Annotated in this window: 16 protein-coding genes and 2 pseudogenes; 10 read left to right on the top strand and 8 right to left on the bottom strand. The window is 68.2% G+C overall.

Annotated features, from left to right (window positions below):
* Window positions 1-131: 131 nt before the first annotated feature.
* On the bottom strand, window positions 132-536 hold the full coding sequence (locus AB0I54_RS39510) for a hypothetical protein (protein WP_363301151.1): 405 nt from the start codon (window positions 534-536) through the stop codon (window positions 132-134).
* A 314-nt stretch (window positions 537-850) separates the two neighbouring features.
* On the opposite strand from AB0I54_RS39510, the gene AB0I54_RS39505 reads away from it, so the two are divergent.
* A complete protein-coding gene (locus tag AB0I54_RS39505) occupies window positions 851-1,000 on the top strand; it encodes a hypothetical protein (RefSeq protein WP_363301150.1) in 150 nt (49 codons plus the stop codon).
* Between the two features lie 19 nt (window positions 1,001-1,019).
* Here the strand turns inward: AB0I54_RS39505 and AB0I54_RS39500 are convergent, their stop codons facing one another.
* The 3 genes and pseudogenes from AB0I54_RS39500 to AB0I54_RS39490 all read right to left on the bottom strand — a co-directional run bounded on the left by AB0I54_RS39500 (window position 1,020) and on the right by AB0I54_RS39490 (window position 3,648).
* Window positions 1,020-2,099 (bottom strand): MMPL family transporter, encoded by a 1,080-nt coding sequence (locus tag AB0I54_RS39500; RefSeq protein WP_363301149.1) that lies wholly within the window; start codon window positions 2,097-2,099, stop codon window positions 1,020-1,022.
* A gap of 29 nt (window positions 2,100-2,128) precedes the next feature.
* A pseudogene (locus tag AB0I54_RS39495) lies at window positions 2,129-3,001 on the bottom strand (MMPL family transporter); the annotation flags it as partial.
* Window positions 3,002-3,225: 224 nt separating this feature from the next.
* Complete coding sequence (locus tag AB0I54_RS39490; RefSeq protein ID WP_363301147.1) at window positions 3,226-3,648, bottom strand: DUF6223 family protein; 423 nt, start codon at window positions 3,646-3,648, stop codon at window positions 3,226-3,228.
* A gap of 207 nt (window positions 3,649-3,855) precedes the next feature.
* On the opposite strand from AB0I54_RS39490, the gene AB0I54_RS39485 reads away from it, so the two are divergent.
* From AB0I54_RS39485 to AB0I54_RS39470, 4 genes and pseudogenes are all read left to right on the top strand, one after another.
* On the top strand, window positions 3,856-4,983 hold the full coding sequence (locus tag AB0I54_RS39485) for a sensor histidine kinase (RefSeq protein ID WP_363301146.1): 1,128 nt from the start codon (window positions 3,856-3,858) through the stop codon (window positions 4,981-4,983).
* Entirely contained in the window at window positions 4,980-5,642 is a 663-nt protein-coding gene (locus AB0I54_RS39480; protein ID WP_363301145.1) for a response regulator transcription factor, read from the top strand. The genes AB0I54_RS39485 and AB0I54_RS39480 overlap by 4 nt, the downstream gene beginning before the upstream one ends.
* Window positions 5,643-5,716: 74 nt before the next feature.
* Window positions 5,717-6,352 (top strand): annotated as a pseudogene (locus AB0I54_RS39475) (transposase); the annotation flags it as partial.
* Between the two features lie 593 nt (window positions 6,353-6,945).
* Window positions 6,946-7,686: a hypothetical protein gene (locus AB0I54_RS39470; protein WP_363301144.1), complete on the top strand. Its 741-nt coding sequence runs from the start codon at window positions 6,946-6,948 to the stop codon at window positions 7,684-7,686.
* 417 nt (window positions 7,687-8,103) lie between these two features.
* Here AB0I54_RS39470 and AB0I54_RS39465 read toward each other — a convergent pair whose 3' ends face one another.
* The 3 genes from AB0I54_RS39465 to AB0I54_RS39455 all read right to left on the bottom strand — a co-directional run bounded on the left by AB0I54_RS39465 (window position 8,104) and on the right by AB0I54_RS39455 (window position 9,756).
* A complete protein-coding gene (locus AB0I54_RS39465; protein ID WP_363301143.1) occupies window positions 8,104-8,649 on the bottom strand; it encodes a hypothetical protein in 546 nt (181 codons plus the stop codon).
* Between the two features lie 219 nt (window positions 8,650-8,868).
* Entirely contained in the window at window positions 8,869-9,141 is a 273-nt protein-coding gene (locus tag AB0I54_RS39460; protein ID WP_363301141.1) for a hypothetical protein, read from the bottom strand.
* A gap of 252 nt (window positions 9,142-9,393) precedes the next feature.
* Window positions 9,394-9,756, bottom strand: coding sequence for an HGxxPAAW family protein (locus AB0I54_RS39455; RefSeq protein WP_363301140.1), 363 nt, complete (start codon window positions 9,754-9,756; stop codon window positions 9,394-9,396).
* 150 nt (window positions 9,757-9,906) lie between these two features.
* Between AB0I54_RS39455 and AB0I54_RS39450 the strand changes: the two genes are divergently transcribed.
* The 3 genes from AB0I54_RS39450 (at window position 9,907) to AB0I54_RS39440 (ending at window position 11,077) form a co-directional block, all read left to right on the top strand.
* On the top strand, window positions 9,907-10,380 hold the full coding sequence (locus tag AB0I54_RS39450) for a MarR family transcriptional regulator (protein ID WP_363301214.1): 474 nt from the start codon (window positions 9,907-9,909) through the stop codon (window positions 10,378-10,380).
* 69 nt (window positions 10,381-10,449) lie between these two features.
* Window positions 10,450-10,647 carry a hypothetical protein gene (locus tag AB0I54_RS39445; protein WP_363301138.1) on the top strand — a complete coding sequence of 66 codons (198 nt, stop codon included), beginning with the start codon at window positions 10,450-10,452 and terminating at the stop codon, window positions 10,645-10,647.
* A gap of 97 nt (window positions 10,648-10,744) precedes the next feature.
* Complete coding sequence (locus tag AB0I54_RS39440) at window positions 10,745-11,077, top strand: hypothetical protein (RefSeq protein WP_363301136.1); 333 nt, start codon at window positions 10,745-10,747, stop codon at window positions 11,075-11,077.
* Window positions 11,078-11,227: 150 nt separating this feature from the next.
* On the opposite strand, the gene AB0I54_RS39435 is transcribed toward AB0I54_RS39440, so the two are convergent.
* Entirely contained in the window at window positions 11,228-11,371 is a 144-nt protein-coding gene (locus AB0I54_RS39435; RefSeq protein WP_363301135.1) for a hypothetical protein, read from the bottom strand.
* A 948-nt stretch (window positions 11,372-12,319) separates the two neighbouring features.
* On the opposite strand from AB0I54_RS39435, the gene AB0I54_RS39430 reads away from it, so the two are divergent.
* Complete coding sequence (locus AB0I54_RS39430; RefSeq protein WP_363301213.1) at window positions 12,320-14,491, top strand: TerD family protein; 2,172 nt, start codon at window positions 12,320-12,322, stop codon at window positions 14,489-14,491.
* Between the two features lie 476 nt (window positions 14,492-14,967).
* Window positions 14,968-15,519, top strand: a 552-nt coding sequence (locus AB0I54_RS39425; RefSeq protein ID WP_363301134.1) for a transposase, incomplete at its 3' end; no start/stop codon positions are given.

The following is a 15,519-nucleotide window of genomic DNA, read 5'->3' as shown; positions in this document are numbered from 1 at the left end:
AAACGGGCCGCCCTCCACACCACGGCTGACGAACCACCAGGCGAACAAGCCCAGACGCCCGTCCCACACTGCACCGAAGATCCGCAACCCGGCGGCAGCCCCGGCATGCCCTCCACCTCCCCAACCCCGCCTCACGGAGCAGCGCACACCGCCCGACATGCACTGCCAGCCCCGAACAACGGACTCTGCTGGAACCACTGCCCGTACGCCACGAACGTGGTGCACGGAATCGGTGTCAGCTCGGTCAGCGCCTCCTCACCCCGCGACCGGCAGAAGTCCGGCAACCGTCCACCCGCCACCGGCGCCGAAGGATCCGTTGCCTCCGGCGTCGACTTCAGGAACATCCCGGTGGCCATCGCATGCCGCCAACTGCCCATCACCTCACCGAACACCCGAACCGGCACAGCAGCGGTCCGCAGATGCGCAGCCACCGACAGCCCGTACGGCCCCGCCCCGATTACCACCACTGGCAGCCCGCGTCCGACGACCGCGTCCGACGACGCTTCCTCACGCTGGGCAGACCACGACTGCGTCACGCACATTCCCTGCTCGGCCCGCGCACGCCTCTCCCCAGGCGCACATCAGGACAGCACAAAGCCTCAAGCCACCACCGAGCCCGGAGTCTTACCCCCTTCTGCTCCAGTGTGTCCACAACTGCCCTATCGGCAAGCGGTATCGGAAAGCCTGACCGGCCCTTGGCCCGGCAGAGGCCGAAGGAGGCGGCCGGCGAGCCGGTGAAGTACAGCCCGGGCACGCTGGATTGGGAAGTCGCCGACAGCCGCGGGGCTCGCTGCCGCGCACCCAGGTCACCGCCCCGGGCACGTCCGGAGCCAGGAAGGTCAGTGCGTCCATGTCCAGTAGCCGCCAGGACGTGGTCCACACACAGCTCCTCGGATCCTTCGCCGCCTTCGCCTCATCGCTCGCCTCGCAGGCCGCGGTGCCCTGTCACACGCTGCCAAGGATCGCGGGGCAGCAGGGCACCGTCATCCGTCGGCGATGACCCCTGCCTTGAGGAAAGGTCAGACTCGGGCCTTTTCCGCCGCCTCGGTCGGTGAAGCCAAGGCCGCCTTCGGTGTGCGGCGTCCGGGCATCCACCAGTTGGCCCTGCCGCACAGTTCCATCACCGCGGGAACGAAGATCATCCGGACGATGGTGGCGTCGATGAGCACGGCGACGGCCATGCCCAGGCCCCCCTGCTTGACCGCGACATCGGGGCCGAGCAGGGAGGTGGTGAAGACGGCGATCATGATGGCGGCCGCGGCCGTGATCACCTTGGCGGTCCGCGCCAGTCCGCGGGCGACGGCAACGCGGGTGTCGCCGGTTCGCTCGTACTCCTCCCGGACCCGTGAGATCAGAAATACCTGGTAGTCCATCGACAGGCCGAACAGGACCGGGAACATCATCATCGGGACCCAGGTCGTGACCGGCATCGCGGCGGGGAACCCGAGGGCTGGGCCGAGCCATCCCCACTGCACGACCGCCACCACCACACCGTAGGCGGCGCCGATCGACAGCAGGTTCATCACGGCGGCCTGCACGGCGATCGTGACCGACCGGACCAGCGCGATCAGCAGCACCATGGACATCGCGATGACGACCCCGATCATCAGGGGCAGGCGCGAGCCGGACTGCTGGGCGGCATCGATGGTGCCGGCGTTCGGTCCGCCGACGAGAACCTGTTCGCCGCCGGTGGTCCGGGGCAGCACGTTGTCGCGGAGCTCGTGCACCAGGTTCGTGGTTGCCTCGTCCTGGTACCCGGTCGTGGGGAAGGCGGTGAAGGTGACGGCCTGCCCGTCCTCACTGACCCGGGGTGGCGTGGCGTAGGCGATGCCCTCGGTCTTGCTGACCGCTTCGACGGTGGGCCCCAGGTCGGCGTCCTTGGAGTCGATCTCGGTGGCGAAGACCAGGGTGCTCCATAGCCCGGACCGAAGCCATCGGAGAGGATCCTGTACGAGATGTAGCTGCTCCGGTCGCGGGGCTGCACGCTGGCGTCGGGCTGGCTCAGCCGCATCGACAGTGTGGGGGCGGCCAGCACCAGCAGGATCCCGCCGGCGAAGAGTGCGGCGACCAGCGGCCTGCGCTGCACCACGCCGGCCCAACGCTCGGCGAGCGTACGGCGCTTCTGGGACGGCGCACTGACCTTCTCCTTCCGGCGGGAGGCGCGGCGAGGCAGGCGCAGCGAGTTGATCTTGTATCCGGTGAAGCCCAGGAACGCGGGCAGCAGCGTCACCGCGGCGATCATCGTGATCAGCACCGTGATCGACGTGGCGACGGCCACCCCGGTCATCAGCCTCTGTCCCATGACGAACAGGCCCAGCAACGCGATCACCACGGTCGTGCCGGCGAACAGCACCGCGCGACCGGCGGTGTCGATGGCCTTGACCGTGGCGCTCTCGGGGTCATCGCCGCCCCGAAGGCCGTCCTTGTAGCGGGTCACGATGAACAGTGCGTAGTCGATGCCGACGCCCAGCCCGATCATCGCACCGAAGACCAGCGTGAAGTCCGGCGCCGGGAACAAGTGCCCCACCAGCTTCGTCAGCGCGAGGCCGCCCACAATGGCCAGGAGGGCGGTCACGATCGGCAAACCCATGGCCACCAGTGACCCGAAGCAGATGAACAAGATCACTGCTGCGGCCAGGATGCCCATGCTTTCGGCCGAACCCTGCGGGGGTGTCTCGGCCTTTTCCGCCATGTACCCGCCCAGCGCAAGCGTGACGCTGTCGTCGGAGGCGTCCTTGACTGTGTCCACCAAGGGCTTGACCTCGCTCTTCTTCACGTCCTTGGCGCTCAGCGGGATGGTCATACGGGCGATACGGCGATCCTCCGTCACCAGGTGCTTGTCCTGGTACGGCGAAGTCACCGGTCCGGTAACGGGTGAGTCAGCGAGATCGGCGATGACCTTCTCGATCTTCTGCTTGGCGGCAGGATCGTCGATCCCCTTGTCAGCCTTGATCGCGAGGGTCAGTCTGTCCCCTTGCTCCTTGGGGAAGTGCTTCTCCATCAGCTGCTGCGCCTTGGCCGACTGCGAGTCTCCTCCGGAGAAGTCGTTGTCGGGGGCAGCTCCGTAGCCGAAGCCGACGAACGCCACGGCGATCACACCGACGATCCAGGTCAGAAGGACCAGGCGGCGCCGCCGGAAGCAGAACCGGCCCAGTCCCGCCAAAGCTCCACCCGTACGGGGGGTCTCGGTTGCCACCGTCGTCTCCTCGCGTCGTTCTCCTGCCCTCACTGGAGCGCGCGCTCGTGATCGGCCCCGTCGGTCGCCCGGCCGGTGCGGGCGGAGCGGATCAGAGCCAGACGGCCGAGGACCGTGGCGACCAGCCCCAGTACCAGGGCAATGGCGCCCCCGGCCACTCCGTTGCCGGTGCCGAGACCACCGTCGGCGACGGCCAGATTCAGCGCGCCGATGACCATGCCGGTCAGTCCCGCCACCAGGGACACAACGGCCCGCCTCTTCCCGTTGCCGATACGGCTGGCGGATCGAGACCGGGCCAGAGCCAGCCCGCCGATGACCACACCGGCCAGCGACACCAGTGCGGCCACGGTGCCCACAAGCCGTCCGGCGGTCAGGTCGTAGGCATCGGCGGCGACCGACTGGACCGAAGCGTGCGCGGCCGCCGGCGCGGCAAGCACCAACACGACTGACATGTCTCCTCCTGTGACTGGATGTGGTCCGAGCATGTCCGCCGTGCCCGTCACCGTCGTCCCGCAGACGGACGCACTTCGCACTGCCGCCGATGGCGCACCCCGCTACCGCGGACGCGGCAGGAGCAGGGGAAATACTGCGTGTGCGGTAGTCGGCCGCTCGTCCGCGGGTGGGATTCGCTCGCAAGGGCGTCTGGCTAGGGTTCGCGTATGAGGACTGGACTCTCCGGTGCATGGGCCCGGGCCAGAGACTGGGTGATTGCCGTCGGCGTGGCGGCAACGCTGCTGGTCACCGGGCTGTCCGGGCAGCACTCCGCCACGAGCCTCGCCCCGCTCGGCTACACGCTGCTGACGGCCGGCGGCGTGGCACTGGCCGCACGCCGCCGCGCTCCGGTTCCTGTGCTGGCCGTCACCGGGCTGTGCACGGTGGGCTACCAGGCGGCCGGTTTCAACGTGCCGGCCGTGGCCTACCTGTTCGCGGTGTACGCCGCCGTACGAGCCGGACACCGCACCATGACGATCGTGGCGAGCGTGGCCATGCTGGCCCTGCTGCCCCTCGCAGCACTGGCTTCGGGCCTGCACGACACGGGCGAGGCGTTCACCCAGGCCCGGAGCGCCCTGGAGATTGCCTGGCTGATCGCCGCCGGTGCCGCGGGGGAGGCGCTACGGCAGGCCGAGCGGCGGGCGGACGAAGCCGAGCGCACCAGGGAGGAGACCGCCCTGCGCCGCGCCGACGAAGAACGGCTCCGTATCGCGCGGGAATTGCACGATTCGCTCACCCACCAGATCTCGGTCATCAAGGTGCAGGCCGAAGTCGCCGTCCACGTGGCCCGCAGGCGCGGCGAGCAGGTGCCGGAGGCCCTCCTCGCCATCCAGGAGGCCGGCCGGGAGGCGAGCCGGGAGCTACGCGCGACCCTTCAGGCGTTGCGCGACGACGACACAACCCCGCCGCGCGGGCTCGACCACATCAAGGAACTGGTGGATCGGGCCGGTAGGTTCGGCCTGGACGCAACGCTGACGATCGAGGGACAGCGATGCGACGTGCCCGCCGCAGTGGACCGGACCGCCTACCGGATCGTTCAGGAGTCGCTCACCAACATCGCCCGCCACGCCGCCGCGACGACGGCCTCGGTGCGGATCGACTGCCGTCCGGACGCCCTCGCCATCCACATCGACGACGACGGCAAGGCCACCCCGGGTACCGCCCCGGTGCCCGGGGTCGGGCTGCTCGGCATGCACGAACGCGTTACCGCCCTCGGCGGCCACCTGCGCGCCGCACCCCGCGACGAGGGCGGCTTCACCGTCCAGGCCGAACTCCCCGTGGCTCAGACGTCATGATCCGTGTCCTGCTGGTCGACGACCAGCCACTCATCCGCAGCGGATTCCGCGCGCTCCTCGACCTCGAAGACGACATCACCGTCGTGGCCGAGGCCGCCGACGGGAAAGAGGGCCTGGCCCTGGTCCGCGAACACCTGCCCGACATCGCGCTCATCGACATCCAGATGCCGGTCATGGACGGCATCGAGATCACCCGGCGCATCGCCGCGGACCCGGCCCTGGACCGGGTGCACGTCGTCATTCTGACCAACTACGGCCTGGACGAGTACGTCTTCAACGCGCTGCGCGCGGGCGCCGCCGGATTCCTCGTCAAGGACATCGTGCCGGAAGACCTCCTGCACGCCGTCCGCGTCGCGGCGCGCGGCGACGCGCTGCTCGCCCCCTCGATCACTCGCAAGCTCATCAACAGATACGTCACCCAGCCACTCAACACCGGCACCGCCAAGGGGCTGGAAGAGCTGACCAGTCGCGAACGCGAGGCCGTCACCCTGGCCGCGCAGGGCCTGTCCAACGACCACATCGCCGACATCATGGTGATCAGCCCGCTGACCGTGAAAACCCACATCAACCGGGCCATGACCAAGCTCCACGCCCGCGACCGCGCCCACCTCGTCGTCCTCGCCTACGAATCCGGCCTGGTAACCCCGCGCAACTCCTGACATCCACTCAGCAACACGTCCCAGTTGTACTACGAACGCCTGCGGACTGCCGGCAGCGCTAGCAACCACCCATGGTCGGGGACAGCGAGAGCGAGGCGTTCTGGAAGGAGTTCCTGCGCTCCCTGCGCGAACGCGGCCTGTCCGGGGTCCGCCTGGTCGCCACCGACCAGCACTCCGGCCTGGTCGCCGCGGTCCGCAAGGTCATGCTCGGCGCCGCCTGGCAGCGTTGTCGTGTCGATTTTCTACGGAACGTCTTCAACGTGATCGACCGGGACTCCGGCGAGATGGTTGCCACGACCATCCGCACCATCTTCACCCAGCCCACCGCCGAGCTGGTGCGCACCCAGCTCGACACCGTCGCCGACATGCTCGGCACCCAGTTTCCCAAGGTCAGGGGCATGCTGCTGGACGCGAAGGAGGATCTGACCGCATTCGCGGACCTCCCGCCGAGGCACTGGAAGAAGATCCAGTCGATCAACCCGCTGGAACGGATCAACCGGGAGATCAAACGCCGCACCGACGTCGTCCAGGTCTTCCCCAACGACGACGCGCTCTTGCGACTGGTCACCGCCGTGCTCTTCGAGATGCATGACGAATGGATCGCTTTCCCCCGCCGCTGCCTGCCCGAAGGCAGCATGGACGAGCTCTACCGCGAACGCCCCGAAAGCGCCCCCGCGCTACCCAACAACGCGCACACGCCTACCGATTGATCGCCAACATCACGAAAAGGGACACCATCTGTCCGCCACCCACAGCTGATCCGGCCGTGAGGCGGTGAAGCCCCGGTCGACCAGGTCTGGCGGACGCGGCGCCGACGGCTCCGGAACGTTGCCTCCGTCGGCCAAGGTCCAAAGCCACTGGCGCAGTGATGGCGCCGCGTACCGCAGCCGTCGTGGGGGTCCTATCGGCAGTCCGACACGGGATCCCCGGCAGGGGCGCTGAGCCACGAGGCTGGCGGGGGTCCCGTTCGTCACTTACGGCCAGGCCTACGCAACCAACCCAAGCGCGGGTCGGCTGTCGGGGACGCCAAGATCAGCCGAGACGGTGCCTTCCCGAGCTGCGAGCGTTCGAGTCGCCCGTACGGATCGTTTTCGGGCCCGGGACCGCTACCTCAATGCCGGGCGGCGCGGGAGCTCGCCGACCTGTTCCCGAACAGCGAACTGCGTCTGCTCGACGACGACGGCCACTTCGTCCGGGCCGACGAACCCGAGCGGGTGGCTGACGCCGTTACCGCCACACCGCGCCCGCACCTTGGGCAACCCCTACGCTGGAGGCACACCGACGACCCTCCGGGGTGATGGAGATGCTTGATTTGTCCGCCAGGTTGTCGGACCTTCCGGCGGTACGGGGCCGAGCCCCCTGGCCGGGACATGAATACGTCAAGGGCTGGGGCGTCTTCGGCCTGCCTTTCGACTCCGGTCATGTGCTCGCGCTGCGCGTCTTCCCGGAGAACGACTTCGGCCCGTACCGCACGCTGTGGCATCGCGATCCGGCAGGCAACTGGTCGATCGACGTCGACGGGACACGGCTGGACACCGCGTGCCCCAGGTACTACGGCGCCGCATGCGAGCGCACGGGACACGCCCACATACAGGTCACCTGGACGGGAGCGGCCTCCCTGCGGGTGACGATGGATTCCCCCTCCCTGGACTGGACCCTCACGGCCACCTCGACCCGGCTCCTGGACCTTCTGAACAGTGTCAGCGCGGCGCTGCCGCTTTCCACCTGGCGCGCTTCTGCCTGCCTTCGGGCACGGCAGCGACTGGCCCGCGCGCTGGGGATGGGCGACATGCGTTTCTCCGGCGTGATGCCGAGCGGCCATACCGGAATGCTCATGCCGCAGCGGATCTACTTTGTCGAAACCTCGCGAGCCATGATGGACGGTGTCGACCTCGGCCGCCCCACTCATTTGCCGGACTGCGTGCGTATCGGTGACGCGACCCTGCCGGCCCGCGGCGTCCTTGCCATCGGCCAGGCGGTCTGGCAGATCCTGGACCCCGCCGAGTACGAGCGCTCCCGCTCCGAGACCGCACAGCAGTCCTAATCGCTCGGCCTCGCTGCCGTCTTACGGCACCGTGGTCATCGGCAGAGGTATCACGCAGGCCACCCCAGATCGCCCAGGAAGCGAATTTGGGCGATGGCTAGGCGGTGGGGCTGCGCCAGGAGCATGTGCAGCATCTGCTGGAGATCACCCTTGTTGCGCTGCGCAGCGCAACAAGGGAGCCCCGTTTTCCGGCCCCAGTGGGCAAGCGGGGTGCTGAGAACTCCTTTACCACGTCGGCGACCTCACATGCTGGGCAAGCAACCGGCACTGCCCGGCCGCCGGCAACTTGCCGACGCCTGCGGAGTCGTTCGTACGTGGCAGTTCCTCTCCCCGGTGGCCACGGTCGGCAGGGGAGAGGCTGCGGTCTCGGGCCGGCTGCCGTCCTGGGAGGCTCTTGACGGTCGGGTGCGGAGTTGGTCAGCCGGCGGCTTCGTTCTCCGGCCCGGGCGCGTCGCCGATGGAGATGCGCAGGTCATGTATGCCTTGCAGGATGTCGATGAGGGCCTCTTCCGCCCCGCTGAGAGCGCTTCGGGTTCCCTCCGTGTCGCCGCGTTCGGCGTGCAGCTGGGCGCCCAGCGTGTACACCGCTGTCATGACGGCGGCGAAGGCGGCCTCCCGGCCCGGTGGCAGTTCTTCCGCCTCGGGTTCGGAGACCTGCACCGCGGTGCGCTGCAGCCGGTTGGTCAGGACGTTGACCGCCAGGCCGGAATCCGTTCCTACCTGTGCCTCCCAGCCGAGCAGTGTCTCAAGGACGTCTTCGATTTCCTCTTCCTCGGTCAGACGGGTTGCGGCGGTGATCTCGAGCTCGGTTTTCGCCAGCAGCCTGCCCAGCAACTGCAGACGGTCCTCTTCCTGCGGCCCCTTGGGTCGCTTCTCCGGATCTGCCACCGGCTCAGCCGCCAAAGCGGCCAGCGCAGTGTAGATCTGCTCAGCACTTACCGGGCGCTTGCTACTGATACTCACGCCTCCAGCTTCACCCAGCGAAGGGGTCCCCGCTGGTCCAGCTCGTTCGAGTCGCAGGCGAGTTCCACCACCCAGACCAGCGCCTCGGCGCCGCCGCCACGTCGGGCAATGACGGTGCGGCGGGGGAGGTGAGGCCGAAGCCATGCGGGCGGGTGGTCGGGGCGGTCGGCGAGCCGGTGGCGGATGGGTGGCGTTGAAGAGATCGGTGAAGGCGTGCTGTCAGGGCCATCGGTGGGGCAGGTGGAGTGTGAGCCGGTGGGGCGGGACGTGGGCCGGGTGCGCGCGGATCGTCGCGGTGGTGGCCTTCGCATGAAAGGTCCCGGCGAGTGCTCCGGCGGCCCGCAGCAGGTCGTGGGCGATCGCCCAGTGCGTGGGCCAGGCCGCGCTGGCCTGGAAGTTCCCGGAGGGCAGGTGGGACAGCGCCGATGCCTTGCTGTCCGCGATAACCTGCTCGATCACCGCGTGCTGGCGGTGCTGCAGCTCGGCCTGCAAGGCCTCGAACGGGCTGTCGGTGAAGGCAGGGCGGTAGAGTCAGGCGGTGAGCAGTTCGCCGTGTCCGGCGGCTTCTTCGGCGTTCAGGCGGCGGACCCGGCTCCGAGACGAGGTGCCGCCCTCATTGCTGGAGGGCGGGCCGTGGTCTTGACTCGGCCCGTTGGCACGACACACCGCCACTGTCACGGGATCACCGTCTCTATGCCTGACCAGTGGAAACGCAGTTCTCAAGCTCGGAAGGACAAGGGTTTCTCAGGCGTCGGCAAGGGCGGGTTCCACCGGGTGGTCTTCGGCTTGCTGGTGAGTTACCCCTCGCCCTGCGAGGCGGCAGCCGAGGCAGTCGGGGTGACCATCGCGGACACTGAGATCCCTGACTCGCCAGTCCCACTGGCTGACCGGGCGGGGGCCGGTCGGCTTGCCCCAGCCGGCCAGATGAAGCATCCATGTGGTCAGGAGGGCCAGGGAGAGCACTGCCACACCCGCAAGCACGAGCAGTCCTGATACCGCGACCGCTCCGAGGCCGCACAGCCCGAAGCCCAGTGTCGCGATGCCCATGCCGGTCCAGCCTGCGACGGTGTGGCCCATGTCGTAGTCGTCGTCACCGTGGATGAACATGATTGCGCTCCTTGAGAGCTGTGAAGATGAGGTCGTATGACTCTCGAGAGATATCTTATCTCGCGAGCTAATTAACTTAGATGCTAAGGGGATAGTGTGACTGACCGCAAGGCGCGCCCGGCAGCAACAGCCGACCAGGCGCTCTACGCCATGGATCGGATGATCGCCACCGCCCAGTTCGGGCAACAGGACATCGCCCGGCGGCTCGGTCTCAACGTCACGGACCTGACCTGTCTGGGCTTCCTCATCGAGGCGTCCGTGGCCGGCGAGTCACTGGTCGCCGGCGATCTCGCAGAACGGGCCAGGCTGACCACGGGAGCGGTCACGGGCGTACTGAACCGCCTGGAGAAGGCCGGCTACATCCGGCGCACCGCCGACCCGGACGACCGCCGACGCGTGTACGTGGTCATGGAGGAGACCGCTCAGGAACGCATCCTCGAGGTATACGGCCCCTTCTACCAGCGTCTCGGCGCCCTCTTCGGCGACTACGAAGCCGATGAGATCGCCGTGCTGACAGACTGGTTCACCCGCGCCCGCGCCCTGTTCGACGAGGCGTTGCACGAAATCCGGCAGGCGGTGTCGGCCGCACCACCGGCAGGCGGATCTCAGCCTCGCCGAGGGTGACGGCCGCGGCTCCGCGCGCGGACCGTCGAGCGCCCGGGCGGGGCCGGCGTCGCCCGGCTACCGGCACTGGTGGCCGAGGACAACGAGAACGGCGCCGCGCTGCTGGCCGCGCTCAAGCGCGACCCTGGCGCGGTCGGCCTGGACTTGCTGCTGACGGAGATGACGAAGCTGAACGACGTACGCAAACTCGGCCTTCCGGAGGCTCTGTTCGGAGATTGTCCGGCGAAGCTGATGGCCGCGTGGTGGGCACGGGCGATCAAGATGTAGCCTTCGGGACCTCCGCGACTCGAACGAGGACGTACGTGCCACGCTGCTGGCCGGCGCCTGCGGCGGCGGTGCTCCGCAGGCGCTCGCGCACGTGCACGTGACGGCGGCAGACGTCCTGGGTCACTGGACCAGCGACTGCGGATCGACGCTCACGGTCGAACCGGACCGCACCTTCACCGTCCCGAACTTCCCCGTGGACTTCGAGCTGGACTCCGGAGACCCGAAGCGTCTGGCGTCCGGCCACGGCACCCGGTACCTCTACCCAGGGGTCAAGGGGAGCATTCCGCAGACCCTCGACCTGGAGATCGGCAATGAGTTCTACGACCTGGACTACGTCCGCAAAGGAGACTCGATCGCCCTCAGCACCGTACTCGGCGCCCCCAACAACAACCAGTGGTGCGTGTTCACCCGCCGCTCACGCACCCCCTGACCGGTCAGGTCGGCTGTCCGGACCTTGACGCTGCCCACTGCCCGAAGGCGATGAGAGCCGGTCTGGGCATCACAGCCGCCGCTTGTCCCTTAGGTAGGGGACCACCAGACAGCGCGGCCTGTTGAAGATCCCTACCAGGATGATCAACAGTCAGCAGAGCAGCATGCCGCCGATTGCCACGGCTGAAATCCCCAACCACGGCTCAGCCGGTCTCTGCGTCAGCGTGACTTCGAGTCCCACATACACCGCGATCACCATGACGGCCAGGAAGACGAAGTTGGCTGCAACGACCACGACGCCACGGGTGAGGACCCACCCCGGCGCCCCCTCACACTGAACGACTCCGTGGCATTGCGAGCACGCTCGGGATGCCCCCAGAGCCGGACGGCCACCACGACGTACCGGACAGCCAGCGCCACGAACAGGGCCGAAACGATGAGGCCCCGATCACTTGCACACTCCGCTCATCCGCCGGCCGCCCACAGCTCGCTTGAGTGTAGATCGTCATCCCATCGGCGGGACTGCCTGCACACGCGCTGCTGCCTCCGACAGCCCCGACCATGCCAGGCTGCTCGGTGCCGCTGCCGTCCGCCGTCGTCGCCATCAGGGTTGCCGTCACGTCAGGGTTGCCGTCACGTCAGGGACGCTCAGCCCCCGCCTACGCCCCCTGCGACAATGCCGCGACGCTGAGCGCCAGCTCGAGGAGGGGAACGACGTTGATCATTCGCGGAGCGCTCTGTCTGCTCCTGCTGCTCGCGAGCAGTGCATGCACGGTGATTGCATGCGGTTATCGCGGTGTCGACGTGTGGGTCTGGGACTGGGCAGAAGCAGTGCGCAGGCCATACGGGAAGAGCTGGCGAAGTCTTACCACCATGCGTATCTACTTCGGGATCACCGGCACCTTCCTCCTGGCAGGAGCGTTGCGCATGGTGAGCTGACCGCCTGACTCGGAAACACGTCAGATGCCGAAGTTCTGAAATCGCACGCCTGCGATCTGCGGCTCCGTCATTCAAAGTCGATCACTCCGGCACCGTACACACACTGCTCGCACGGCATCGCATCCTTTCGGGCCCCGACGCGGGCCTCCAGGTCATTGCGGGATGGCCCCTAAGGCCTTTAGGGGCCATCCCGTAACTGTCGCTCGCAGATGGGATGATCTTGCTGTGGCAGGTGTATCGCAGCGTCGGAGCGCGTACAAAAACTCCTGTGCGCCGGCCCGCGCACCTCTGCGATCATCCCCGAATGGCGCATAGTCTCGAGTCGTTGGTCATCCGGCACACCTACCGCCTTCCGTCCCCCAAGGGCTCCGCCGGAGGAGGGGCTATCGCCGCACGGCAGTTTGACGCGGCGCTGACATCCGTGGGCTTCAAGCTGTCGGCGGAGCTGCTGGAGCGGCTGTCGGGGCTGTCCGAGGCCGTGGTCGTGCACACCGCCAAGCGGACGCTGCGCACCGTGAGCGAGATGGTGGGCGACCACGTCCGGCACAACTCGTACTTCATCGACTTCCCGGCGAACGTGCCGGAAACCGAAGAGTTCTGGATGCGGTGCGTGGCGAAAGCGGTCGGCGACGAGAAGTCGCGCGAGAACGTGCTGACGCAGCTGGGGCGTGGGGTGCTGGATCTGCTCAGCCTCCCCACGTACGGCCGGTACCAGCACACCTACGAGGAAATGCTCGCGGCGCAGAACGAACTGATCGCCTCGGCGGGCGACCGGATCACCGTCCTGCATCTCGGCCGGGACCTGGACGACGAACTCACCGACCTGTACCTGGCCCTGGCCGGCAGCATGACTCCGCTGGGCGAGGACGACCTGCGCGACCTCAATACCCTCGCCGAGCGGTGCGCGCTGGGCCCTCAGCCGGAGGCGATCCCGATCCGGGAGAACCGGGCCGTCATCAACGAGGCCCGGCTCGGCGTCGGCGCGGACCTCCTCCTCGACACCGTTACCGATGTGCTGCGGCTGGCCTGCGCGCTGTCGGGCGGCGACGTGACGCTGCAGGAGCCGACCCGGTTCCGGGCGCTGTCGCGGCCGCTACGCCGGGGGCTGCTCGCGGGTCTCGACTCCGTCGTCGCGGCGAACCCCGCGAAGCTCGCCGATGTGCACGCGCACCGGGAGTCCTTCAAGCGGCTTGGCGAGCGCCTGCACCCGCACGAGTACCCGCGCTGGCCGCACGCCGCCGATGTGTTTGCGGTCGCGCGGGGTGAGAAGGAGGCTCGGTCCTTCGACAGCCGGATCGAGAAGCTGCTCGACGAGTTCGACGTCCTCGGTGCGGTGAAGCTGCTGAAGTCCGCTCCCGGAAAGCTGTTCCGGGCCCTGGACCTCCTGCTGCGCATCGCCGCCGACCAGGAGGAACGGGACGCAGTGGTGGCCGCCGCGGTGCAGGTCGCTCCCGACGTTTCCGGTCGGGTCGTGCTATCGGTGCGCGAGCATCTCCACAACCGGGCACGTGAGAGCGGCGAACCCCGGATCTTCGTCAACCGCCGGGGCCGCGCCTGGGTGACCCCCGACTTCCGACCGCCGGTACCGGCCGCCCACCGCGATCGTCTGATCGCCGCCCTCGACGCCGAGATGCGTCGTCGGCTCCCGGCGCCGGGCCGGCTGCTGCTCGACCCCGATGTCCTCGACGTCGCGCTTCCGCTCAGCGGCCGGGCAACCGCGGCCGGTCTCGGTGTACTGCCGCGAGGGTCGGTCTCTGCGGTCGACGGCGAACAGCTGCGCTTCTTCGTGTACTGGAAAGAGACCAAGGACCGGACCGACTACGACCTGTCGGCGCTGCTTCTCCACACCGACTACAGCACCGATTCCTGGCTCTCCTACACGTCTCTCAAGGCCGTCGGGGGCGAGCATTCGGGCGACATCACTGAGGCGCCCGACGGGGCCTCGGAGTTCATCAACCTGTCCCTGGACCGAGTGCGCAGCACATTCATCGTTCCTCAGGTCAACATCTATGCCGGCGAAGGCTTCGAGGAGGTCGAGGAATCGTTCTTCGGCTTCATGCTGCGTGATGGTGAGCAGAAGGGCCGGCCGTTCGAGCCGCGCACGGTGCGGATGAAGTCGGAGCTGCGTGGGGTGGGCCGGGTGGCGCTGCCGCTGGTGTTCCAGCGCGGGGACGACGGCCGGTGGCGTGCGAAGTGGCTGCACCTTTATCTGAAGGGCATCTCGTCGGGCAACCGGGTCGAGGAGAACCAGGTGTCCGTGTCGAAGGTGGTGCGCGCCATCGTGGAGCGCGAGCAGTTGACGGTGCGGTACCTGATCGACCTGATGTCCGGCGACACCACGACCGTGGACCTGTGGGACGGCGAGCCGGTCTTGGACGAGCCCGTGATGTACATCGGCCTCGGACGTCCTGAGGGGCTGCATCCGGACTCGCGGATCATCACCCCCGAAAATCTGCGCGACTTGATCCCGGGCTGAGTGCTAGCGTTGCCTACGGCGAGGCCATGAAGGGGCTTCCTTCTCAACTCCTTTCCTGAAACGAGTTCTTTCGCTTTCCTCGCCGTTGACTTCGATTGGGAGGCGCCAGCTCGGCGCCTCCCAGTTTTCGTGTGCGCTGGTGACCCAGCGCCCGGGAAGACCGGGACGATGGGGTACCGGGACGACCGCCCGCGTCGAAGCCCTCCACAACGGGTCCGCCGCCGGCAGCAGGGCTGATCGGGTGTGGGTGGAGACGTTCACCGGGCTGCAGGTGAGGTAGTGCATGCGTCTGCTGAGGGTGATGTGGGAGCGGGGTGGCAACGGGAGGGTGTGACCGTGCTGGGTGACGGCGGCCAGCCGGCGGAGCTAGACGGTATGTAGGCGCCGGTCGTGGGCCCGGGCCTCGCTCGCAAGTTGTCGTGGGTTGCCGGCCGGGCGCAGCCTGGCCGGTAGTGCCTACATTTGCGGGAGGCCCGGTGTTTTCTGAGCGTACGAGCGTCGGGTTGGATGTGCATGCCCGCAGCGTGGTGGGGTGCGCGATCGACACGGTGACCGGGGAGTTGATCCGCTGTCGGCTCACGCCGCAGCATGCAGACGTCCTCGGGTGGATCAGTCGCCTGCCCGGTCCGGCCGCGGTGGCCTACGAAGCCGGCCCGACCGGGTTCGGCCCGGCCCGGGCGCTTTCGCTGGCGGGGATACGCTGCGAGGTACTCGCGCCCTCAAGGCTGCAGCGTCCGGCCGGTGAGCGGGTGAAAACCGACGCACGCGACGCCTTGCATCTGGCGAAGCTGCTGCGCCTGGACGAGTTCACCGCGGTGCGGGTGCCCTCGGCGGCCGAAGAAGCCGCCCGGGATCTGGTGCGGGCGCGCGAGGATGTGCGCGGGGATCTGATGCGGGCGCGCCATCGGGTGAGCAAACTGCTGCTGCGTCACGGGCTCGTGTGGAGCGGCGGGGCCACGTGGCGGCCGGCGCACCACGCCTGGCTCGGCGCGCAGCGCTTCGACGATGTGGTGCTGCAGGCCGCCTAC

Origin of the sequence: Streptomyces sp. NPDC050625, from assembly GCF_040654755.1 — a bacterium.
GTDB lineage: Bacteria > Actinomycetota > Actinomycetes > Streptomycetales > Streptomycetaceae > Streptomyces.
This window is presented reverse-complemented; position numbering and strand designations above follow the sequence as displayed.